The organism is Orientia chuto str. Dubai, from assembly GCF_000964595.1.
Lineage (GTDB): Bacteria > Pseudomonadota > Alphaproteobacteria > Rickettsiales > Rickettsiaceae > Orientia > Orientia mediorientalis.
This window is the reverse complement of the sequence record NZ_LANP01000007.1, coordinates 1-22804: the sequence shown is the minus strand read 5'-3', so window position 1 is coordinate 22804 and position 22804 is coordinate 1. Positions and strand designations below refer to the sequence as shown.

Below are 22804 nucleotides of genomic sequence, written 5' to 3'. Positions count from 1 at the left end.
AATCTAAAAATAGTATAAATGCTTCTTTAACTTGTTAAAACCTAAGCTTGATATAATAACACATATCAGAAAAAGGTAAGCATTATAGCTCTTTTGTGCTTATATACAACCTCAAATTTTGGATTAGGAATTTAGAATTAATAGAAATAATATGTTTAAGGTAATAAGCAACTAAGAAGGATAATATATGAACAAAATTTTTATATGTCCAAGCCCTCTAAAACCATTTAATATATTGGTTATAGTATCAATAATGAAACGTTTACATAGTAAAATTTTTTCTCAACTAAAAGCAAGAGTTTGTTTTTCTTTATACTAGTTACCAACTTCAATCATCGATAAGATTAGAAAATAATTTTTGTTTTAAAAAGCGTTTATTACTAAATAATAAACTGGTAATATGTTTTGTTAATTCAGAAACAGCGGCATTATAATTTAATGTCTAGAGTATCTATAGTATCCATTGCCAAGTTTGTGATATCGAGATAAAAATGTATTTATGCCATCTACTATATCAACTTTAATATGTCTTTGAAGCTTTATCGTTAGGTAATGTATATTGCACAATTAGCATAACTATAAAGTTATTAAATGTCTATTTTGAAGACTTTCATATCATAGAACATATACAACATAATAAACATTCAAAATAGAGATTATTAAACATTAACAATACTACTGTGCAACTAATTGCAAGTTGTTGATAAATTTTTAAAAATCCAATCTTAAGCTAGATAATACAGTATAACCATGCAAATACCCTTGACTGCCAGCTGAAGAAGATATATCTACACCGTGAACATCAAAATCAATATCGAAATGTATCCAGTCTTGGATGTGAATAGATCCCCCTAATCCTAATATAACGCAAGGGTGGTACTCGATATTATAATTAGTCTCATTAGAGTCAAACAAACCTTGAGCACCTACCCCCCCATTTAAGTAGCATGATACCGTTTGTCCATCAATAAAATTCAAATACCCCTTACACATAAATGCTATGCCAGAAGCATTAACATATTGTTGTGCCATTGCAAATATAGGAACATTTCTTATTATTAATCTATTCCTTCCAGAGAGTAAATGCATATCACAATTAAATATCATATCCTTCATAAATTCAGCACTTAATTCAACCCTAGATGCACTGCCGCAATACATTCCTATAGAGAAGGCTGTAACTCTGCTTTTTTGATCTAGATTATTATTATTAGTAATATTACGAAGTATAGCAGCTGCATCTGCATCTAGCGGACCATGATCAGAAACAAACTTTTCTCCTGAGAAAGATGCTGCGATTCCCAAAGATAATTTAACGTAATAACTGCTACCCCTGATCTGACCAAGCTGAGATTGTACATTACTTCCTTCTTGTCTTAATTGCTGCTGCAAGCGTTGCAATTTTTCTAGCTTTTCTAAGTCCTCTAATTGCTCTAATATTTCTAATCTACGTAATCTTTTAACATCATCAGAAGAAGCAAAAGCCGAAGAAAGACAAGGCACTAGTAGAACTACTGCTAGTATAAGTTTTTTTGTTTTCATTTTTTTAAATATTTTTATTAAACAAATTATACAATAACTATGATTTTATAAATATCAACAAAAATAAAGTCAATATCAATATAAGTTATCACATTTTAGAAAAAAATTATTACTTTACTTTTTGTATTTCATCGTCCTCCCTGCAACCCAGTACTAGAAGAGTTTGATCTGTTTTGTTCTAGTTGTATAGTATATAGTTTTTTACTCTGTAGCTTTTTGTGACTATTAGTAATAGGCTCTGGCTCACTATCCATTCTGCATAAATCTCTATGTGTATACGCCCGATAACCTATAAACTGCTTACTACCTTCTAATGGACTATCAATCTCTTCCTCCATAATAATACCTTCATTACCGGTAGAAGCAATATTTTTAGCTTTTTGAGCAGTTTTGCCATCTAATACTAGTAGATCTTTATCCCAGTTTTGGACTGTGAATTCCGTTAGTTCTTTACCGCTATCTTGATTATCAAAGTTTGCTAGTTTATGATCATTAATTTGATCTGAAATAGCTGTAATTTTAAAATAATTCATACAATTTCTTATTGCTGAACAAAATTTATTAATCCAATTTCCTCTTTGCGCAGAGTTACTTATATGTTTATTAGTTGTTGATTTGTTTTTAACTAGCATTAACTTTATCTCTGAACCTAACTGCCTATTAGTCAAATTTATAAAATTACGTTTAGCATTAACTATTATGCAGTGCTTTGCTAATGCCTCTATTGGCATTTCAATTTTATTGGTAAACTCATGATTTTTAATTGCTCTATCTACTATTGGTCTTGATCCTGGGTTTTCAAAAGTAATAGATTTAGTAAATTTTAAATTTTGAGATATGCATTCTCCCATTGTTAAATCTGACATTATTGCTCCAAGAGAATGCCCAGAAGTACTAAAAATATAGTTTTTAGTATCTTGATCAAGCTGTTTAAGGATTTTGTTTATGAAACACTTCATCGGATCCATTTTCCAGGGTAAACTATGGAAATAAATTTTCATATCATCGAAAAGATCCCAAGGCTGCATAGGCTTAGTTCCAGCAGTAGCAATATGAACTTGACCAGTATTTTGGTTAATCAAGGCTACTGCCTTATATCCATATCTACTTGTATCTTTGCCCTCAGCAGAAGTACATAAAACTTTCCACCCTTTATTTTTAAGTATTCCGCTTATTTTTTCATATTCTTCATTGTAGCTAGAATAACCTATCTTATAAGCTAGGTTAAGTGCTGATACCATAACATCCTTAGGTGGATATTCTGCTTCTGATGTTTTGCTTAATATAGTGTCTTTTAATGAATCACTATTATGTATTAATTTGCCCATAATATCTGTCATAAATTTTGATAATTTAAATTGTTAAATTTTATAATCTTTAGTTTTTATATACAGTTACTAAATAACCTTATAGTTTAATATAAAAAATAAACTATAACAACAATTTTCCTTATTTAATAAATAAAAACCTATTAAACTAATGAGCTAAAAGAAGAGAATCACATGAAAAAAGATATAACAACCCCATATTGTTTATCGGTGATTTTGTTAAAAGTAGTAATCGAAATTTATATTTTGAAATTTATATTTTTTAACAATACTAGAAAGCACATTCAGAATCTGAAATAAGCTATTTAGAGATTAACAAAATAGTATTATAAGCGCTATTTACAATTATAAATCTTAATGTGCATTCATACTGCTGTTTTATTGACTAAAGCTAAAATATTAAATTATTTAATATTCTTAACTTGAATTGTATGTCATCTTAGTAAAGCTACTTGGTTATCCTATAATAGACTCTATACCAATTGCTATTTGTTATTCAAAGATCTTCTCCATAAAGTATAAGGAGATTAGTTTTGAATATTACATTTGTTAATTAATAAACAAGGAGAAATCAAAAGCTTTAAACTAACTATATAGATAAAGGGCTACTGTTCTTGAACAACACACCATTAATATAGAAAGAATGATTTCTAGTTCAATATATTATCACTACTTAAGCCTACTAAATTCCTTCTATTGATTCTAAATTCCTACTCCAAAATGGAGTCTTATATTTTTTACAATCTCCCACTTTCCAGTTGTTTTGCCTTTTGTTATTGTACCATTTTTCCTTTATCATAAAAGGAATTTACTAAATCAATATGATAATAGCATAATTTTGCATTTTTTAATTATGAGTTGCTAGAATTAACTTGTAATGAAAATATTCATAAAGTAGTATTGTGCCATCTTAATTTTTAATAAAAATTTTAAAAACTTTGAAAAAATGGATACAAAAAATAACAAGCGCTTTTTTAACTTACTAGCTGTTATCTCTATAGTTATAGGAGTATTATCTTTATACTTTATACTCGTTTTATGGCCTCAGTCTAAAAAAGTAGCTAGTACAACAAGTCATTCTGCAGTTGCAAGCAGCGAGATAGGCGGAAACTTCACGTTAATTGATGTCAATGATCAGGAGTTTAACAGTGAATCCTTAAAAGGAAAACCATATCTTATTTACTTTGGTTTTACTTTTTGTCCTGACGTATGTCCAGCTACACTGGATAAATTATCTAAAGTTATTAAAATTTTAGATATGTATCATATAGATATGTCTACAATTTTTGTGACAGTTGATCCTAAACGGGATAATGCTAGTACTTTAAAAAATTACATGACAAATTTTCACAGCAAAATTATTGCCTTAACTGGTACTGAATTTCAAATTAAGGATATAACTAAAAAATTTGGTGTGTATTATACCATTGCAGCATTGAGTGACAGCAATAGTAAAGATTATCTAATAGATCATTCTACTTTTATATATTTAATGGATAAAAATGGTAAATATATATCGCATTTTACTCTTGAAGATTCTCCAGAAAAAATAATAGAATACATTAGAGTTCACTTAAAATAACAACGTTATATGTGTGCTTAAATTTTATACTAGCAAAAAACAAATTTAACATTGAACTACTACACAATTTTGTTGGTTAGAAATTAATTTTTTACATAACGTAAGAGCATTGCTAAAACTAGAAAATTCGCCAGCTAAAATATTGTATATAACCTTACTACTATCAATTATTACTTTATCTATAATATAATCATAGTTTTTAAGTACCTTTTTATTATTTTCAAAAATTTGTTGCCACATTTCCTTGGCAAGGTCTGCATTATAGCTAGAATCAAGATATAACCTATATTTCCGTATAGAATGTTTTTTTGTTGGCAAATGTAAAAGCAAATTTTTTAATCTGTTATCAAACTTGTCTAATATTATAATCTCTAAATCTTGCAATAATGGCTTGTTGTTAGAATCAACTTTGTTTACATTACGTGTGCTAAAAGCATTAGCTGTAGGTTCTGCTGTTGTTAAATCTGCATAGATAACTTCCTCATTTTTTAAGATATAATTTTCATTATCAGAAATTTTTAGTGGCTGCTCTGGTAAAGGTGAAATTTTTACTTGATTATTTGTACTGCTATTTTCGTTTTTTATTTTGTCATATATAGTTTTATCTGAGTTTAATATTTTAATGCCACCCACTACCTTTGGTTTGATTTTATGCAAAAAATTATCATTTTTAATTATTGGAATATCTGCAGATAAGTAGTAAAAAGCAATATAATACAAGCATATAAGCTCTGCAAGAAGTATCAATAGCATTAAAATAACATAAGCAAAGTATTGACCATAAGTAATTTTATTATTTATATCTAAATAAGATATAAGGCGTTTTATAAACATGATTTCTATTTTTACATTACTTCAACACAAGTAATTCCAATAATTTTTAATCCTTCCCTAATAATTTCTCTAACTGCTACTGCTAAAGCAAGACGTGCAGCGGTTAAATTATTATCATTTGTAACTATAAATCTGTAATCTAGGTCACATTTTTTTAAACTCCATAAAGCATGAAATTCAACTGCTAATTTTTGCAAATAAAGAGCTATGCTATGAGGTTCAAAATGTTTTACTGCTCCTTCTATTATATGAGGCCAAACTGCTAACTTTTTAATTAAATTAAGTTCTTCTTTTGTTGATAGAAGATTAAAATCTGATTTATTAGCAGAAAAAATTTCATATGCTTTATTAGCATTATTTTTTGCATTTTTAAGCACTGAACCTGCTCTAACATAAGCATATTGCACATAAAATACTGGATTATCGCGAGATTGTTCTTGTAATTTTATCAAATCAAAATCTAAAACGGTATTATTTTTTCTAGTCAACATAAAAAACCTAATGACATCTTTTCCTACAGTCTCATATACATCCCTTATAGTAGTAAAACTACCCGAACGCTTAGACATTTTTACTGTTGTGCCATTTTCAATTAGCTTGACAAGCTGACAAATTTTGATATCCAAATTTATTTCTTTTTTATAATCAAGTGCCTGTATAATTGCCCTAATACGGTTAACATAACCAATATGATCAGCTCCAAGAATAAAAATCACATAGTTAAATCCTCGCTTTATCTTGTTTTCAGCATAAGCTATATCGCTGGCAAAATAACTCCAACTTCCATCTTCTTTCTGTAATGGTCTATCTTGATCATCTCCAAAAATAGTAGATTTAAATAATAGCTGACTTCTTGGTTGCCAATTATTATTATTTTGTCCTTTTGGGGGAAGTAATTTCCCAGTATAAATTAATTGCTTAGCTGATAATAAATCAATTACCCTGCTTATTGCATTATTATCATGCAACTTTTTTTCTGAAAAAAAAATATCGTGTTGAACTCCAATTAGTGCTAAATCCTCTTTAATTGATTGCAGCAAATCATTAACAGCTACATCTTTTATAATATTCAAATATTCTGGTTCACTAAGAGACAATAAATTATTTTTATATTCTGTTGCTAATTTTACTCCGATTGGTACTAAATACTTACCAGGATATAATCCTTTAGATATATCAACTTCTTGACCAGTTATTGCCTGCTTATACCTTAAATATACTGACTTAGCTAAATTATCAATTTGTACTCCAGTGTCATTAACGTAATACTCTCTAGTAACTTTATACCCTGTAAATTGCAATAATGTTGCTAATACATCTCCATAAACAGCAGCTCTAGCATGACCGATATGCAATGGCCCAGTTGGATTTGCAGAAACATACTCAATATTTACTTTTTTATTGCTGCCAAGATTACTGTATTCTTCCCTATAGCTACCATCTAATATTGTAGCTAAATAGTTTAGCCATTCTTGCTTAAGAATACTAAAGTTAATGAATCCAGGTTCAGCTATTACAATATTAGTAATATAAGAGTATTGACTAAGTTTATTTTTAAATAAATTAGCAAGTATAATTGAATTATGATTTATTATCTTTGCCATAAGCATTGCAACATTAGTTGAAATGTCATAGCTATTTATATCTTTTGAGTATTCCAGTATAATTGGTATTTTATTATTGTTTAACTTTTTATTGTTGATAGATTCTAGGTCGTTAATAATACTAGTAATTGCTAAACCAATATCTTGCTTAAGCCTTTGATAAATGTTCATAAACCATGAATAACTGGAAAATAATAAAGCTACTATTGTATAATAAATAACATTATTACCCTTTATATCAAGAAAAAATTAACTATAATTATTGTCAACTAAAATCAAAAAAAATGAGTAGTACAAAATTTCATGTTACAATAAGTGACACAGTATATAAAAGAATAGATGAGTTAAATAAAAATGAACCAGATCCACTAATGTTAAGAATTAGTGTTGATGCTGGAGGATGTTCAGGGTTCATTTATGAGTATAATCTAGTTAAAGATTATGAACTAGGTGATTTTATAGCTAGGAAAGATAATGCTATAGTAGTAATTGACTCATTATCACAAAATTTATTAAAAATGCCACTATTGAATACGTAGAAGAGCTAGGGCGTTCATATTTTAAAGTTACTAATCCAGCTGCTCAAGCTAAGTGTGGTTGCGGTAATTCTTTTGCGCTATAAATTACACTTAAATTTGATTGTTTTTTATAGCTTCGATATTAGCTAAGCGCTTAATTGTATGTACTTTCCCTAATATTGGTATAATTTCAAATACACTAGGTGATTTAGTATTACCAGTTAATAATGCTCGAATTGGCTCCATTAACTGCCCTAATTTCATCTGTTTAATTTGAGCTAACCTTATAAAAGCTTGTTTAACTAACTCATAATTTAATTCTGGAAGATTATTAATAATATTAGTTACCTCAGTAATTAATATTAAAGATGTTTTTTGAATAATATTTAAAGCTTCATTTGTAAATGTAAGATTGTTATCTAAAACATAAATCTTAGCATTTTCAGCAAGCTCATGAATTAAATTTGCTCTACTTTTTAAACCTGGCATTCCTTTTTCAATTAAATTACAACTCTCATTACTAAGAATATATTGCTTAGATAATATCTCAATCACTAGTTTTGTTAGTATCAAAGCATCAGTATTACGAATATAATAGCCATTTAAATATAGCATTTTATCAAAATCCAATCTAGCTGCAGACTTGCCTAATCCATCAAAATTAAACAGCTCTATAGCTCTGTCATGTGATATTATCTCTTCATCTCGATAACTCCAGCCTAATCTTAATAAATAATTACATAAAGCTTCTGGCAAAAAACCCATTTTTTGATATTCTTCAATACAGATAGCTCCATGTCGTTTAGATAATTTTGCACCATCAAACCCATAAATTAAAGGTATATGAGCCATAGCTGGCGCTGTCCAACCTAAAGCTTGATATAGTGCTATTTGCTTAGCAGCATTAGTAAGATGATCATCACCACGAATAATATGAGTAATGCCCATATCATGATCATCAACTACCACTGCCAACATATAAGTTGGCATCCCATTACTGCGCACTAAAATCATATCATCAATTTGATGGTTTTGAAATACTACTTTGCCTTGTACATAATCATTAATTACTGTAATACCATGGTCTGGAGCTTTAAATCTAATAACATATGGTTTGTTATTATTGGTTAATAATGAAGTTGTGTTATTGCGCCATGGGCTCTTAAAAATAAAGCTTTGGTTTTTAATAATAGCTAACTGTCTTTGGTGATCAATTTCTTCTTGAGTAGTAAAACAATAGTAAGCCTTACCACTTTTAACTAATTCTAAAGCTATTTTTACATACTTCTGTAAATTTGCAGATTGGTAAAAAACATCATTATCCCAGTTTATTTTTAACCATTTTAAGCCATTTATAATACTAAGCCTATATTCTTCAGCTGATCTAGCAGTATCTGTATCTTCAATACGAAGAAAAAACTTTCCCTTATAGTGGCGAGCAAATAAATAATTAAAAAGAGCAGTACGAGCTCCACCAATATGTAAAAAGCCAGTTGGAGAAGGGGCAAATCTTGTTACTATATTTGTCATAATATTACATAAAAAGATCAAACGTATAATTAAAGTTAATACTATAGAACCTAAGTATTGTTATCAAATAGCTTATTAAAGTGTGTTACAAATTTAGACTGTAATAGAATGTAAAAGTCAAGGCTTGATCACTTCTTCAATTTTTAATACTAAAATTAAGCATACTTTATCTCTTGTTTCTACAATTTTTTGTAATAATATCCCAGATTTAGATTAGTAATTTAGAACTAATAGAAGGTTTAGTAAATATAAAGAGACAATAAGCAACTAAGACAGGATGCTATTATATACGAAAGCATTCCATATTGAACGATGTTTTATATGTTCGAGCTCAAAAGAATTTAATACAGTTTCAACAATTGAACGTTTATATAATAAAATTTTTGGTCATCTTAAAAATAAGATTGTGATAAACTTTATAAGAAAGCATTATTAATAACTATAAAACAACATATGCCAACTCATCAACATTATTGGTCTTTGGATACTACAACAAATTCGATATTTATTAATCTTAGAGTTAAAATAGCTGCTAAAACTAATCAAATTATAGGACTATATCACATAAATAATAAAAGCTTTATATCTATTTGCATTAACGCAATACCAGAAAAGAATAAAGCAAACCAAGAAATTATAAAATTTCTATCACAATGGCTTGAAATAAATAAATCAACTATCAAGATAGTTTATGGCCTTCGTAGTAGTTTAAAAGTCATAAAGATAAATTATAACATCTGTGATCTTATTATAAATAAACTACAAAGTATCAATAAGTGAATGAAATTAATTTTGCTGATAATATTTAATATATTTAGATCTCAGTTTTAGATTAGAAAGGATTAGATCAAGAATTTAGAGAAATAAATTATGAATAGAATAATAACTTAACAAAATGATTTACAAAGGATAAGAGATTCTATATAGAAGGTTAATGGACTATATATTTATCAAATAACATTAGAAAATAGGCTCTTTAGAGATTATAATAATACACTCTGCTAATTTTATTTAAAATAAGATGGATTTTTCTTTTCTTCCATTAAGTCTTTAGTTATTGCAAGACTCACACTTGCTAGCAGATAATTTTAAGTTTAATTCTGATTCTTTTTTATCTTTAACAAACATTATAACTAATAGAAATTGTATATTTTAGGCATAGGTTTCTGGTTATAGTTGCATGTTTCTCCTAATTTAATTTGCTATATCTTCACAATCTCCCTGTAATTTTACATCATTATTGCTGTTAAACATTACAGCACAAAAGCAACCTGCATCTTCTGTTCTATGCTGATCACTGGTTTCAACATAATAATCTAATAACTGTAATTTCGAAGCTTCCAATTGCACTGCTTCTATATAGAAGCATAGTAATCTTGAATCTAAGCGAAATTCATAAGCTAATTGCGACAGCAAGGTTTTCGAGTCAACAGAACCAATTAGTTCATAAAAATTACTCAAGGTTTTACATTTTGTCTGAATAAAATCGCTTATCTTTAGAAGATCATTTAGTTTTTTCTCTGATAAACATTTATTTTCAGTAAAAAATCCAGTATTTTTGAGAAATTCAACTGCATGTAATAAAGCTTCCACTTGTGGATGACCTGCCTTTTTATCCATTGAATCTACCCTACCTGATAAATACTCAACAGCCCCATGTTGTACTAATATTTTAGCAAGTTCATAGTTGTTACATTCAAGAGCTATATATAACGGAGTTCCAAGAGGCCTTTCTGATCCTGGAGACATATTACAATAATTTATATCTGCTTGATGTTGTAACAATATTTTTATAATTTCAAAGTAATTTTTTTGAATACACATATGCAGTGATGTCTTAAGCACAGGACCATCTAATTGCATAGCTTGTATTTGTCCTTCTGATTTAGTTAGACAATAATCCACCATTTTAGCAAATGTTATATCACTAGTCATTGGTTCTTCAGTTACTACATCAATTTCATTTAAACGCATGTTTATATATCCTAAAAGACCTGCGCAGAACTTTACTGCAGCTACTTTTGCTTCTGACTGATTTTCTTCATTACGAAACTTGTAAGCTATATTACACTGTAGTTGATAATCTAATAAAAATTTTAAGCATGAAAAATTTTCTTTTGCTATTGCTTGTTCTGCAAGTTTCCATAAAGCCCTACCACCTATAAGTGCTTTTGCCTTTTCAAGTTTACCTTGATCAAAAAGATTGTAAATTAAGTTTAAATTCTTGGGTTTTATATTAAAAACAGGATGGTAGCATAATTCTTTACTACTAACATGTTTTTGAAAAAACTTGAACAATTTCCATTCTTCATTTGAAATTTCAGTTTTCACACACCGTTTTATTTGTTGAATATCATTTCTATAGCAAAGCATGCAATTCCATGCTAAAGCAAATTGGTAAAATTTTATCGCTTCAACTATGTATCGGATTATAGCATTATTCATTGTTGCAATTTAAAATTGAAAAACTATTGATATATAATAAGCAATATTAGCTAAGTAATTTCAACAAATATTTTTTATATACTGAGTAATTACTTAATAATAATATCTCAGTTTTTGATTGAGAAAGATTAAGTAGAGGATTTATAGCTGTAAATAGATAATCCCATGGAAAAAAGATATCTTAATATCAAGATCGTTTTTTTTATTATGTTTTCTATGCTCTGTTCTCAGAGTTTCTTATCTACTTTTTTATTGCTAAAATGCTTACTAATCATGAAAAATTATTCAATTATCTACCCCCGATGATATTGTGCCTTAAGTGTTCCCCTACTTCCTCCCTGGCTTTAATAGCAAAAAATCCTATCCTATTATATGCACAACATAATTAACACTATGTTTTAATTCTATCGCAAATCCTTTTATCTTGATTTCAGTAGCAGATCTTTAATTCTTCGATTTTCTATCTCTGCTAAAAGTTATTACTATCTTATACTTTTTTGCTTTAATCATTGCCGAACTATTCATTTACTAAAGGTATATTAGTAAGTAAAGTTATATTTATACCTAGAATAGATATTTCTAACAGATTAAATAAAGATGATAATAATATTACATAGATAAAGAAAATTTTCTTTATCTTGACTGTGCTTATTAATCTTTATTTTTTATATCTTCTGTTCTTTTTTTTGGCTACAAATAGATTCTTGATTAGGAACACTAACTGGCATTATTACAAAAGTAGCACTAATATTATCTCTTTCAAATTGAAGTAAAGCTGGAGATATAGAATCTTTAAATTTAATAGGAACTTTAGTATTATCGCACACTTTTAAAACGTCAAGCAGATACTTTGCATTAAAAGCTATTGTTAGTTGATTATCGCCTATGTATTCGTATACCTCTATTTTTTGCTGAGAAGATCTATCTTGGTTCTCATAATTATATTGTTGCCGAAGCAATAGTTCTTGAGCTTGACATTGAGCATTACCATAAGCACGAACTGTAATAGCATCCTGATCTAAATCTAAAATCACTATTTTGGACTTTTCCATTGCGATAGTTGATACTCTATCAATTGACTTAGACAGATACTCAGAGTTAATAGTTATTTCTTTTGTGTTATTAACAGGAATAAATGGCTCATATTCAGGAAAGTTGCCATCTATTAATTTAGAAATAATAGTGATATTTTTACAATCAAACTGTATTCGATTACTTTTAGCCCTTATAATTACATTATATTGATTTATTGACAATTCTTTGAGAATCTTATGCAATTCTGTAACAGTTTTATAAGATAAAATAACTCCAAAACCATCATTACTAGATATATATTTTTTAAAAGTATTAATACAGCATTTTATACTAGCAAGTCTGTGTCCATCAGTTGCTGCTGCTATTAATGATTTGTAATCTTTTGAATGTAGGTAAATACCATTAAGATTATATCGCATTTCTTCTGTAGACATAGCAAACTTAGCATACTCAATAATTTGAGCTAATTGTATAGCGGTAGTATGAATAACAAAATCTGAATCGCTTATTTCTTCAACTACAGGAAAAAGATTAGAAGGTAATGCTGCTAAATTAAACTCAAGATATTTTCCTCCTTTAATTTGGACCAATTTATTATCTTTTTGACAACATATAGTAAATTCACTATGTGGAATTTTAGATATTATCTCACTTAATGCACGCAATGGAAGGGTTATATTAATATCTTTTTGGCTAATTTTAATTGGTAGTTTTTGATAAATAAAAATGTCACCATCTGTAGCACTTATTTCTAAATAGTTCTCTGGAGTACCAAAGGTGTGAGTAAGTTTTACATTACCTAAAATTTGATCAACATTTTTTCTTTCTAATATAGGCATACAAAAATCTAGAGCTCGCCAAAAGGTTTTAGTATCAAGCTTAATATCAAATATTCCCCGATCACCATTATTTGTGATATGATTAGCAGCCATAACTATTACTCTTATTAACTTTGCAGTATTTTCATTAATAGACGCACCTCATCTTCAAACTCCTGTTCCTGATTGCGAAAGTTCTCTACTGCTTTAATAGCATGCATAACTGTAGTATGGTCTTTTTTACCAAATGCCTTGCCGATATCTACTAAACTTTTAGATGTTAGATGCTTAGCAAGGTACATTGCAAGCTGCCGCGGTCTTGTAACTGACCTTGACCTTCGGCTAGATGACATATCAGATATCTTAATGTTATAGCGCTCAGCTACTTTTTTTTGAATGTTATCAATTGTCACAGTTTTTTGATTAGAGCGCAATAAATCTCTTAGAATTTCTTGAGTATTCTCAATAGTAATTTCATATCCAACTAGAGTAGCGTGAGCTATAACCTTATTTAAAGCACCTTCTAATTCACGCACATTTGAGGTAATTTTAGCGGCTAAAAATTCTAATACTTTTAGTGGAATTGAGGTATCTAACTGCTCAACCTTTGATTGCAATATTCCAAGTCGTAATTCATAAGTTGTACTATGTACATCTGCTACTAATCCCCATCCTAATCTAGATTTAATTCTTTCTTCAATATTATCAAGATCAGAAGGAGATCTATCACAAGAAATTACCATTTGTCGCTTATTATCAATTAGGGCATTAAATGTGTGAAAAAACTCCTCTTGAGTACTATCCTTACCACAAATAAATTGAATATCATCTATCATAAGTACATCTACTGACCTAAATTGCTCCTTAAAGGACATAACATCTTTATTTCTTAAGGATTGAACAAACTGATACATGAATTTTTCAGCTGACATATAAATTACCTTGCGTTTACTAAGGCTACAGTTCTGAATATGCCATGCTATTGCATGCATTAAGTGTGTTTTTCCAAGTCCAACTCCACCATATAAGAAAAGAGGATTAGATTTTGCAACAGCAGTTGGTGATTCAGCTACTGTAGTTGCTGCAGCATAAGCCAATTCATTTGGTCTCCCAACTACAAAATTATTAAAGGTAAATCTTGGATCTAATGTTGAGGAAAAAATAAGATTATTACTACTTTTAGTACTATATTGTTGATTATTATTAGCATCTATATTTTGCAAAGCAGAAAATTTTGGATTGAAATTTTTGCAATCAATAGCAGAAGTTATAATATCAATGCTCTTAATAGAGCTATCATAATAAGCCCATATTTGCTGAATAGAATCAAAGTAGTTAGCTTTTATCCAGTCACGCGTAAAATTAGTAGGAGCAGATAATTTTATATAACTATCTGTAAAATCAACTATATTCATTTTACTGAACCAACTTTTAAATACAGCTTCACCGTAATGATGCTTCAGGTCTTGCTTTACATTATTCCACAGTCTATGGAAATATAATTCATCTTTAATATTTGGTTGTTGCAGAAGTGTATTCATTACTTTTTTCAAGATTTGGTTATAGTATTTATTGTATTATGTTGATTAAAAAATTATCTACTAAATATAGATAATTAAACTATAACAAGCTATAAATTAGCATATATCATATGTTTATCAGTTTCATTTTTAGTATTTCTTAATTATGAACAAGGTAAATATCATATAATCACCTAAAAAATTCAAGAGCATAATTTTATACTTGAATACTCTTAAAGTTGGATAGTTATTATTAATGATAGCTATTTTATTAATTATAATATTTATGATTAAATAAATTTAAATGTGGCTTTTAAGATAAAGTTATTTTTAAGAACATTTTTGTTATGAATAAAGATGAAAGGCAGATATTTATAAAGAAGTTAGTTTATAGAGCAACACATCGTGGATGTAAAGAAAACGACCTTTTGTTAAGTTCGTTTTTAAATAACAATCTTAAATGTTTTAGTGATCAAGAATTACTAGATTTTGCATTAATTTTAGAATGCAACGATAATGATATTTATAAATGGATAATGAATACAAAGCTTTGTCCTAAGCATTTAAATAAAAAACTAATTAATATGTTAAGAAATATTTAAATTAAACTTATTTAGATTGATAGAGCATATTGATGGATTATGCATACAATGACTATTGTAAACACTGCAGTTGATTGCCTTGCTCATGAATTTTTTAAGACATAATACCAAAGAAATAAAATTTTTTTGGTATTTAATTACCTATATAAATAATGTCATGCAAGATTAGTGGAATTTTTCTTCTCTAATTCTGCCGCTTCACGCTTTGCTTTAGCAAGATTGGGATCAAATAACTCAGGCTTTTCTTTGGAAACTAACTTATAGTTAACATAAGTAGCTACTGATATTAATATAAAACACAACAAGTACTTTAACCAAGGTCTTTTGTTTATTGTTTCAATTAATGTTATCAATTTTGTGTTTATTCCTGAATTCATTAAATTTTCCGTAAAATTAACTTTAGTGTGCTAAATGTCTATTATAATTGCAATTTTTAAAACTACTATATATAATAAGTTGTGTATAAGAGTTTACAATATTGTTTTTAGAGAAGCAATAAGTTTTAGTATATTAATACAATGTTGCATTTATTAACTGCATTAGAATATCTTCCTATAGCGATATTTTTTGCCATATCATTAATTTTATCAGTTGTAATTATAGTTTTACCGCAAGTATTTGCTGATAAAAAATATAATAAAAATAAACTTGAGAGTTATGAGTGTGGCTTTGATCCATTTAGCAATGCTAGAAGTAAGTTTAATATTCGATTTTACTTAATTTCAATGCTATTCATAATTTTTGATTTAGAAATAGCATTTTTAATACCTTGGGCAGTATATTTGAAGGAAATAAAAATGTTTGGCTTTTATTCCATGATATTTTTTCTATTTATATTAATAATTGGGTTTATTTATGAGTGGAAAAAAGGAGCATTAGAATGGGACTAATCTAGAAAAATCAATGGCAGAAAATACATTTAGTGATACAAGTATCTATCAGCAAAATTTATCTAATCAAGGATTTATTCTAGCTAATATAGAAAATTTAGTTAGTTGGGCTAGAACTAGATCATTATGGCCTATGACATTTGGATTAGCATGCTGCGCGATAGAAATGATGCAAACAGCTGGTAGTAGATATGATATGGATCGTTATGGTATGTTATTTCGCCCAAGTCCACGCCAAGCTGATGTAATGATAGTAGCTGGAACATTAACTAATAAAATGGCTCCAGCATTACGTAGGGTTTATGATCAAATGACTGAACCAAAATGGGTAATATCAATGGGAAGCTGTGCAAATGGAGGCGGATATTACCATTACTCCTATTCAGTAGTTAGAGGTTGTGATAAAATTGTACCAGTAGATATTTATGTTCCTGGTTGTCCTCCGACTCCAGAAGCATTGCTCTATGGCATTTTACAGCTACAAAAAAAGATTAATAGAACTCAGCAAGTCAAATTTAAAAGATAAATTATGAAGCTACAAAATCTCAAAGAATTAGTACAAAATAAGTTTGCTATATCTAATATTAGTGCAAAATTTAATGTTGCTAATCATGTTAATGCAATAATTAATAAAGAGCAGTTAATTGAAGTTTTAAAGCTACTAAAGAATGACAAAGAATTAAAATTCACAGTACTAACAGATGTTTTTGCAGCAGACTTTCCAAGTCGAAATCAAAGATTTGAGATTGTATATAACCTACTTAGTATGATAAAAAACATCAGGATAATAGTTAAAGTTAATCTTAATGAAAACGAACAAATTCAATCAGCTATACCGGTGTTTAGCAATGCTAATTGGTATGAGCGAGAAATATATGATCTGTTTGGAATTGAATTTGCCGGTCATCCGTATTTAAAACGTATATTAACAGATTATGGATTTATTGGTCATCCATTAAGAAAAGATTTTGCCCTCAGTGGATACTCACAAGTAAGGTATGATGACAAGTTAGAAAAGGTTGTTTATGAACCAGTAAAATTAGATCAGGAATATAGAAATTTTAACTTTTCTTCTCCTTGGCAAGGTCAAAAATCAGATACTGAGTAACAACCTAGCATCTATAGAAAGTAATGGTACTAAAGCAAAGAATAAAACGTTCTAAAAAATTTAAATTGAACCTTGGGCCACAACATCCTGCAACTCATGGGGTATTGCGGTTAATATTAGAAATGGATGGCGAAATAGTCGAGAGAGCTAATCCACATATAGGTCTTTTACATCGTGGAACTGAAAAGTTAATTGAATATAAAACTTATTTGCAAGCAATACCTTACTTTGACAGGCTAGATTACGTTTCTCCAATGTGCCAGGAACATGCTTTTGCTTTAGCAGTAGAGCATTTATTAAAATGTGAAGTTCCATTAAGAGCACAATATATTAGGGTTATGTTTGCTGAATTAACTAGGATACTCAATCATACTTTGAATATAGCAACTCAAGCTCTTGATGTTGGAGCTACCACACCATTGTTATGGCTGTTTGAAGAACGAGAAAAAATTATGGAGTTTTACGAAAAAGTTTCAGGATCAAGACTGCATGCTAATTATTTTCGCCCAGGTGGTGTAGCACAAGATTTGCCAGGAGGTTTAATTGAAGATATAGCTAGTTTTTGTGAACAATTTCCATGTAAAATAGCAGATCTTGAGACATTGCTTACTGATAATAGGATTTGGAAGCAAAGAACAGTAGATATTGGTATTGTATCTAAGCAACAAGCTATGGATTTAGGCTTTTCTGGAATAATGCTTAGAGGTTCTGGTATTGCTTGGGACTTAAGAAAGTCACAACCTTATGACCAATATGCTAGTTTAGATTTTGATATAGCTATTGGCAAAAATGGTGATTGTTATGATAGGTATTTAATTAGAATTGAAGAAATGTATCAGTCAATCAAAATAATTAAGCAATGCATTCAACAAATGCCTATAGGAGAAATTAAAACTCAGAACCCTGCTATTTCACCACCAAAAAGGTCTGAAATTAAAAAATCCATGGAAGCTTTAATTAACCATTTTAAACTTTATTCTGAGGGATATAATGTTCCAGCTGGAGAAGTATATGCAGCTGTCGAAGCTCCTAAAGGCGAATTTGGCATTTACTTATACTCTGATGGCACTAATCGGCCCTATCGGTGCCGTATTAAAGCCCCTGGATTTGCTCATTTACAGGGATTAGACTCTATGGCTAGAGGACACTCATTATCGGATATCATAACTATTATAGCAACACTTGATATAGTTTTTGGAGAAATAGACAGATGAATTTAGCTACAAAAACAGAATTTACATTTTCCAAAGAAAATTTGGCAATAGCAAAAAAAATAATCAGTAATTACCCAGTAGGAAAAGAAGCTAGTGCTATTCTAGCAATATTAGAACTAGCACAAAGCCAAAATGGTAATTGGCTTTCTAATAATTGTATTGAATATGTCGCAACTTTACTTAAGTTGCCATATATCAAAGTACATGAAATTGCAAGTTTTTATACTATGTTTAATCTGAAGCCAGTAGGAAAATATCATATACAAATTTGCGGTACTACACCATGCTGGTTGAAAGGTGCAAATGACATAATGAGTTTCTGTAAAAAATTATTAAACATTGAATCCGGACAAACTTCTCAGGATAAATTGTTTACGATAAAAGAAGTTGAGTGCCTAGGAGCATGCAGAAATGCTCCAGTAGCCCAAATTAATTATGATTATCATGAAAACCTTACTAACGATAAAATTAAAGAAATTATCAATAACTTGCAAGCTGCAGATCTACAACAAAAATCTGTACTAAAAATTGATGAGAAATCTAACTTATAATTTAAAAGCAATTATATATGTTGAATACCGAGGATAAAATTTTTACTAATTTGCTTGGATTAATGGCAGTTGATCTTGTAAGTGCTAAAAAACGCGGTGACTGGTATGCAACTAAAGACTTAATATTAAAAGGGCAAGAATGGATTATCGAAGAAATAAAAAACTCTGGTTTACGTGGCCGAGGTGGAGCAGGATTTCCTACAGGCTTAAAATGGTCATTTATGCCTAAAAATTCTGACAAGCCAAGTTATTTAGTTGTTAACGCCGATGAGTCAGAACCAGGAACCTGTAAAGATAGAGATATAATTCGGTATGAGCCTCATAAACTAATTGAAGGCTGCCTGCTTGCAGCATATGCTATTGGAGCTCAAACATGTTATATATATATACGTGGTGAATATTATAATGAAGCTTTAATATTACAAAACGCAATTCAAGAAGCTTATAATGCTGGATTTATAGGTTCAAATTCATGTGGTACAAGCTTTAACTTCAATCTTTACTTACATAGAGGAGCTGGAGCTTACATTTGCGGAGAAGAAACAGCTTTACTTGAAAGCTTAGAAGGGAAAAAAGGAATGCCACGTTTAAAACCTCCATTTCCTGCTAATACTGGATTATATGGATGTCCTACTACTATTAATAATGTGGAATCTATAGCTGTAGTTTCAACAATACTTAGAAGAGGTGCTCAATGGTTTGCTAGTCTTGGTAAACCAAATAATACTGGGACTAAAATTTTTAGCATTTCAGGACATGTAAATAATCCATGCAATATTGAGGAAGAAATGGGAATTCCACTTAAATATCTAATAGAAAAATATGCTGGTGGAGTACAAGGTGGATGGAATAATCTTAAAGCTGTTATTCCAGGTGGATCTTCTGTGCCAATGATTCCCAAGAATATTTGTGATACAGTTGAAATGGACTTTGATAGTTTGAAATTAGCAGGATCAGGATTAGGCACTGGTGGTATTATAGTAATGAATAATAACACTGATATAATTTATGCTATTGCTAGACTAAGTAAGTTCTATATGCATGAGTCATGTGGACAATGCACACCGTGTCGAGAAGGAACTGGCTGGATGTGGCGAATTATGATGAGATTAGTAAAAGGAAACGCTACAATAGATGATATAGATATGTTACTAGAAGTTACCAAACAAATAGAAGGAAATACTATATGTGCATTAGGAGATGCGGCAGCTTGGCCTATTCAAGGTTTAATTAGGCACTTTAGACATGAAATTGAAGATCGTATAAAAAATTTTAATGCATTATAGTATACAGTAAGAAAACAAAAAATAAGAGAATTCCATAAAAAAATATAACAGCTTTATATATATTTTACTAAAAGTAGTAATCAATGAATTAATAGTTTATCTAATAACCTCAGTTTTGATTAAGATTTATAAAAGTATTTGGTGATCTTACAGTTTTTATCAAATTTTATCAAAACTAATAAAGGTTGTTTTTTTGGGATAAAATTACATTTATTAATTAATGAACAATATAAAATCCAAGGCCTTAAACTAACTAAAGAAAATGTAGATGATAGGACCAATGTTTCTAAATTAATCAATTATATTACTGGTTTGTTATTTAGTGATAAAAGCTATTTAAAATAAGAATTGTTTTCTGACATTTATAATAAATGATTGGAGTGGACAACTGGTATAAAACAAAATATTAAGAATAAACTCTTACTCTTAAATTGAAAAATTTTTTACTTATAAACGTTCAATTATTAACACACTATATTAAAATGTTCTTTTGATCTCAAATATACAATAAGAACAGTTAATATGAATGCTTTTTATTTATATATATCTTTCATTCATAGCTTATTACCTTGATAAGGCTATTAAACATTCTATTAATTCTAAATTCCTAATCCAAAATGAGGTTTAAAATAATACTTTTTTTTACTTTATAATTTTTTTTTTATCTTTATAATTGAGGTGTTAAAGTTGGTGATTAGTATAAAAAAACATGCAAAATAAGCTATTGCCTTTAGTTAAAAAATTTTTCTATATTATCTGCATTGGTTTATTATTATCTTAATCATACTAAACTTTTCATTAATTCTAAAATCCATAAACTTAAGATATAAAGTAAAAAGTTATGTTAAATGAAGAATCAGAACTAGATATTAGAAATCTAGATTTTGAATATATTTGTAAAAGTATACAAGATAATATAGATTTGTTAGTATCTAATATAGATAAAAATAACTTTGAACAGTATATAGATCAACTTTCCTTAGCTGTCCATTATACAGTACAATATGGCATTAGGTGTGGTTTACCCCAGATCGATAGTTTATTAGCTGCTAAACTTACAAAAATACATACTGAATTATTAGAAAAAGCTATTAAAGAACGTAACTACCAGCATATTTGCGATATTGAAAGCATATCATCATACACATGTAGTAATGAAGTAACGGCACATATAAGAGATATGTTTGGAAAGGATATTTTAATTGATGATCTCAATGAACTTATTAAAATTGCTCGTGAAAATGATAACATTTCCCTTGCAAAATTTGCCTCAGCAGCAGTTTTAAATAAATTACAAAAAGTATCCAAACTATCTAATGATGAATGTAAAATTCTTGATAATGCTATTAAAGCTCTTAGTAATATTAGTTATGGTGATGATGATTTAGCAATGTATATTGATTATGTTTTTATTTTTGCCATTAAAAATGAAGATTCTCAAATTATAAAAAATGCAAAATTACTTATAGCTACTAACAATCTAAATTTTGAATATATTTTTAAGATTATACACAATGGAGCTAATATAAATTCATTAGTATCTAATATAGATATAAATGATTTCGAGCAATTTAGAGACAGTTTTTATTTTGTCCACAGTGCTACAGTGCAATATTATAGCACTTACGGCCCCAATGCAACATATAATAGATTGCTAGGTAAACTAACTAGTATGCATACTAAAGCATTGGAAAATGCTATCAAAGAACATAACTATCCGCATATTTTAGACATTATAAGTATGACAGATGCGCTAGACAATACAAAGATAAAGAAAGCATTGCAGGATGATATTTTAGTAGATGATCTTATTGAAGCTAATCATATTGCGATTGAAAATAATAATATTACACTTACACAAACTATTAGAGACATAATGTTAAATAAATCTCCAGAAGTATTGAAAATGTTGCCTAATGATGAACTTAAGCGTTTTAATATTTTCTATGAAAATATTAAGGAAGAAAATGCAAACAATGACAATCCTTCTGATATGGAACTATCTCTTCAAGGGGACAATATTATATCAGGATCATGAACCCTCGGAATAGTCTCTCACGAATCCTCTGAAATAAGTCTGCATGCATAAATTTTTAACATTATAATATAAGTTTTTAAAAATTTTATTGCGTATAAGCTTATTTTATAATGAAGCTTCTAATTGGGATTTTTGTTTTTTACTGTATTTATTTGATGTTGGTTTTGTAGGTTCGGTATGATTTTCTTTACTGTATTTTGATATATTCTTGCCTGTTAATTTTTTTATGAATCTTATGTAGCATAGTCTTCAGCAAAAAAAAGCTAAAATTATAATGGAAGAACTTAATCTAAAAGATAAAGAGCGTAGAATGCGCACTAGACATCTTATAGAAATTGGTGGTTTAGCTGTTAAAGCTA

Annotated in this window: 22 protein-coding genes and 1 pseudogene; 13 read left to right on the top strand and 10 right to left on the bottom strand. The window is 28.8% G+C overall.

The genetic code is table 11. The features are described from left to right. Positions 1–711: 711 nt before the first annotated feature. Together OCHUTO_RS01620 and OCHUTO_RS04800 are read right to left on the bottom strand one after the other, a co-directional pair. Positions 712–1542, bottom strand: coding sequence for a hypothetical protein (locus OCHUTO_RS01620; RefSeq protein WP_045797120.1), 831 nt, complete (start codon positions 1540–1542; stop codon positions 712–714). A gap of 128 nt (positions 1543–1670) precedes the next feature. After that, on the bottom strand, positions 1671–2870 hold the full coding sequence (locus tag OCHUTO_RS04800) for a hypothetical protein (RefSeq protein WP_198139646.1): 1200 nt from the start codon (positions 2868–2870) through the stop codon (positions 1671–1673). Positions 2871–3816: 946 nt separating this feature from the next. Between OCHUTO_RS04800 and OCHUTO_RS01610 the strand changes: the two genes are divergently transcribed. Beyond that, positions 3817–4452 carry an SCO family protein gene (locus OCHUTO_RS01610; protein ID WP_045797119.1) on the top strand — a complete coding sequence of 212 codons (636 nt, stop codon included), beginning with the start codon at positions 3817–3819 and terminating at the stop codon, positions 4450–4452. A gap of 45 nt (positions 4453–4497) precedes the next feature. Here OCHUTO_RS01610 and OCHUTO_RS01605 read toward each other — a convergent pair whose 3' ends face one another. Both OCHUTO_RS01605 and argS read right to left on the bottom strand, forming a co-directional pair. Then, positions 4498–5286 carry an SPOR domain-containing protein gene (locus OCHUTO_RS01605; RefSeq protein WP_045797118.1) on the bottom strand — a complete coding sequence of 263 codons (789 nt, stop codon included), beginning with the start codon at positions 5284–5286 and terminating at the stop codon, positions 4498–4500. 11 nt (positions 5287–5297) lie between these two features. After that, positions 5298–7061, bottom strand: coding sequence for an arginine--tRNA ligase (gene argS, locus OCHUTO_RS01600; protein ID WP_045797117.1), 1764 nt, complete (start codon positions 7059–7061; stop codon positions 5298–5300). Between the two features lie 113 nt (positions 7062–7174). Here argS and OCHUTO_RS01595 point away from each other — a divergent pair, with 113 nt between their 5' ends. Then, complete coding sequence (locus OCHUTO_RS01595; protein ID WP_306305438.1) at positions 7175–7429, top strand: HesB/IscA family protein; 255 nt, start codon at positions 7175–7177, stop codon at positions 7427–7429. Between the two features lie 90 nt (positions 7430–7519). Here OCHUTO_RS01595 and gltX read toward each other — a convergent pair whose 3' ends face one another. Together gltX and OCHUTO_RS07195 are read right to left on the bottom strand one after the other, a co-directional pair. Continuing rightward, positions 7520–8938 carry a glutamate--tRNA ligase gene (gene gltX, locus OCHUTO_RS01590; RefSeq protein ID WP_045797116.1) on the bottom strand — a complete coding sequence of 473 codons (1419 nt, stop codon included), beginning with the start codon at positions 8936–8938 and terminating at the stop codon, positions 7520–7522. A 285-nt stretch (positions 8939–9223) separates the two neighbouring features. Beyond that, positions 9224–9322, bottom strand: a pseudogene (locus tag OCHUTO_RS07195) (IS982 family transposase); the annotation flags it as partial. 69 nt (positions 9323–9391) lie between these two features. On the opposite strand from OCHUTO_RS07195, the gene OCHUTO_RS01585 reads away from it, so the two are divergent. Then, positions 9392–9718 (top strand): A1G_07140 family DUF167 domain protein, encoded by a 327-nt coding sequence (locus OCHUTO_RS01585; protein ID WP_045797115.1) that lies wholly within the window; start codon positions 9392–9394, stop codon positions 9716–9718. Between the two features lie 414 nt (positions 9719–10132). Here the strand turns inward: OCHUTO_RS01585 and OCHUTO_RS01580 are convergent, their stop codons facing one another. The 3 genes from OCHUTO_RS01580 to dnaA all read right to left on the bottom strand — a co-directional run bounded on the left by OCHUTO_RS01580 (position 10133) and on the right by dnaA (position 14777). After that, positions 10133–11383 (bottom strand): ankyrin repeat domain-containing protein, encoded by a 1251-nt coding sequence (locus OCHUTO_RS01580; RefSeq protein ID WP_045797114.1) that lies wholly within the window; start codon positions 11381–11383, stop codon positions 10133–10135. A 665-nt stretch (positions 11384–12048) separates the two neighbouring features. After that, on the bottom strand, positions 12049–13350 hold the full coding sequence (gene dnaN / locus OCHUTO_RS01575) for a DNA polymerase III subunit beta (RefSeq protein ID WP_045797113.1): 1302 nt from the start codon (positions 13348–13350) through the stop codon (positions 12049–12051). Between the two features lie 14 nt (positions 13351–13364). Next, positions 13365–14777 carry a chromosomal replication initiator protein DnaA gene (gene dnaA, locus OCHUTO_RS01570; protein WP_045797112.1) on the bottom strand — a complete coding sequence of 471 codons (1413 nt, stop codon included), beginning with the start codon at positions 14775–14777 and terminating at the stop codon, positions 13365–13367. 326 nt (positions 14778–15103) lie between these two features. On the opposite strand from dnaA, the gene OCHUTO_RS01565 reads away from it, so the two are divergent. Continuing rightward, positions 15104–15358, top strand: a complete 255-nt coding sequence (locus OCHUTO_RS01565) for a succinate dehydrogenase assembly factor 2 (RefSeq protein WP_045797111.1) — start codon at positions 15104–15106, stop codon at positions 15356–15358. Between the two features lie 155 nt (positions 15359–15513). Here the strand turns inward: OCHUTO_RS01565 and OCHUTO_RS01560 are convergent, their stop codons facing one another. Beyond that, on the bottom strand, positions 15514–15663 hold the full coding sequence (locus tag OCHUTO_RS01560) for a hypothetical protein (protein WP_232296918.1): 150 nt from the start codon (positions 15661–15663) through the stop codon (positions 15514–15516). A gap of 213 nt (positions 15664–15876) precedes the next feature. Between OCHUTO_RS01560 and ndhC the strand changes: the two genes are divergently transcribed. The 9 genes from ndhC to traD form a co-directional block, all read left to right on the top strand. Then, on the top strand, positions 15877–16248 hold the full coding sequence (gene ndhC, locus OCHUTO_RS01555) for an NADH-quinone oxidoreductase subunit A (RefSeq protein WP_045797109.1): 372 nt from the start codon (positions 15877–15879) through the stop codon (positions 16246–16248). Positions 16249–16261: 13 nt separating this feature from the next. Beyond that, complete coding sequence (locus OCHUTO_RS01550; RefSeq protein WP_045797108.1) at positions 16262–16774, top strand: NuoB/complex I 20 kDa subunit family protein; 513 nt, start codon at positions 16262–16264, stop codon at positions 16772–16774. 3 nt (positions 16775–16777) lie between these two features. Next, on the top strand, positions 16778–17356 hold the full coding sequence (locus tag OCHUTO_RS01545; protein WP_045797107.1) for an NADH-quinone oxidoreductase subunit C: 579 nt from the start codon (positions 16778–16780) through the stop codon (positions 17354–17356). 23 nt (positions 17357–17379) lie between these two features. Continuing rightward, positions 17380–18570, top strand: a complete 1191-nt coding sequence (gene nuoD, locus OCHUTO_RS01540; RefSeq protein ID WP_045797106.1) for an NADH dehydrogenase (quinone) subunit D — start codon at positions 17380–17382, stop codon at positions 18568–18570. After that, the gene (nuoE, locus tag OCHUTO_RS01535) at positions 18567–19121 is read left to right on the top strand and encodes an NADH-quinone oxidoreductase subunit NuoE (RefSeq protein ID WP_045797105.1); all 555 of its coding nucleotides are present in this window, start codon (positions 18567–18569) and stop codon (positions 19119–19121) included. The genes nuoD and nuoE overlap by 4 nt, the downstream gene beginning before the upstream one ends. A gap of 17 nt (positions 19122–19138) precedes the next feature. Then, complete coding sequence (gene nuoF / locus OCHUTO_RS01530) at positions 19139–20407, top strand: NADH-quinone oxidoreductase subunit NuoF (protein WP_045797104.1); 1269 nt, start codon at positions 19139–19141, stop codon at positions 20405–20407. Between the two features lie 141 nt (positions 20408–20548). Continuing rightward, positions 20549–20752, top strand: a complete 204-nt coding sequence (locus tag OCHUTO_RS07030) for a transposase (protein ID WP_052694610.1) — start codon at positions 20549–20551, stop codon at positions 20750–20752. Positions 20753–21248: 496 nt separating this feature from the next. After that, positions 21249–22445, top strand: a complete 1197-nt coding sequence (locus OCHUTO_RS01520) for a hypothetical protein (protein WP_045797103.1) — start codon at positions 21249–21251, stop codon at positions 22443–22445. Positions 22446–22719: 274 nt separating this feature from the next. Then, positions 22720–22804 (top strand): conjugal transfer protein TraD (gene traD, locus OCHUTO_RS01515; protein WP_045797102.1); only part of this gene is annotated, 85 nt, incomplete at its 3' end.

Excerpts from the sequence above, each read along its gene's own strand:
- OCHUTO_RS01620 (WP_045797120.1), bottom strand. The coding sequence starts at position 1,542 with ATGAAAACAAAAAAACTTATACTAGCAGTAGTTCTACTAGTGCCTTGT.
- OCHUTO_RS04800 (WP_198139646.1), bottom strand. The coding sequence starts at position 2,870 with ATGGGCAAATTAATACATAATAGTGATTCATTAAAAGACACTATATTA.
- OCHUTO_RS01610 (WP_045797119.1), top strand. The coding sequence starts at position 3,817 with ATGGATACAAAAAATAACAAGCGCTTTTTTAACTTACTAGCTGTTATC.
- OCHUTO_RS01605 (WP_045797118.1), bottom strand. The coding sequence starts at position 5,286 with ATGTTTATAAAACGCCTTATATCTTATTTAGATATAAATAATAAAATT.
- argS (WP_045797117.1), bottom strand. The coding sequence starts at position 7,061 with ATGAACATTTATCAAAGGCTTAAGCAAGATATTGGTTTAGCAATTACT.
- OCHUTO_RS01595 (WP_306305438.1), top strand. The coding sequence starts at position 7,175 with ATGAGTAGTACAAAATTTCATGTTACAATAAGTGACACAGTATATAAA.
- gltX (WP_045797116.1), bottom strand. The coding sequence starts at position 8,938 with ATGACAAATATAGTAACAAGATTTGCCCCTTCTCCAACTGGCTTTTTA.
- OCHUTO_RS01585 (WP_045797115.1), top strand. The coding sequence starts at position 9,392 with ATGCCAACTCATCAACATTATTGGTCTTTGGATACTACAACAAATTCG.
- OCHUTO_RS01580 (WP_045797114.1), bottom strand. The coding sequence starts at position 11,383 with ATGAATAATGCTATAATCCGATACATAGTTGAAGCGATAAAATTTTAC.
- dnaN (WP_045797113.1), bottom strand. The coding sequence starts at position 13,350 with ATGGCTGCTAATCATATCACAAATAATGGTGATCGGGGAATATTTGAT.
- dnaA (WP_045797112.1), bottom strand. The coding sequence starts at position 14,777 with ATGAATACACTTCTGCAACAACCAAATATTAAAGATGAATTATATTTC.
- OCHUTO_RS01565 (WP_045797111.1), top strand. The coding sequence starts at position 15,104 with ATGAATAAAGATGAAAGGCAGATATTTATAAAGAAGTTAGTTTATAGA.
- ndhC (WP_045797109.1), top strand. The coding sequence starts at position 15,877 with ATGTTGCATTTATTAACTGCATTAGAATATCTTCCTATAGCGATATTT.
- OCHUTO_RS01550 (WP_045797108.1), top strand. The coding sequence starts at position 16,262 with ATGGCAGAAAATACATTTAGTGATACAAGTATCTATCAGCAAAATTTA.
- OCHUTO_RS01545 (WP_045797107.1), top strand. The coding sequence starts at position 16,778 with ATGAAGCTACAAAATCTCAAAGAATTAGTACAAAATAAGTTTGCTATA.
- nuoD (WP_045797106.1), top strand. The coding sequence starts at position 17,380 with ATGGTACTAAAGCAAAGAATAAAACGTTCTAAAAAATTTAAATTGAAC.
- nuoE (WP_045797105.1), top strand. The coding sequence starts at position 18,567 with ATGAATTTAGCTACAAAAACAGAATTTACATTTTCCAAAGAAAATTTG.
- nuoF (WP_045797104.1), top strand. The coding sequence starts at position 19,139 with ATGTTGAATACCGAGGATAAAATTTTTACTAATTTGCTTGGATTAATG.
- OCHUTO_RS01520 (WP_045797103.1), top strand. The coding sequence starts at position 21,249 with ATGTTAAATGAAGAATCAGAACTAGATATTAGAAATCTAGATTTTGAA.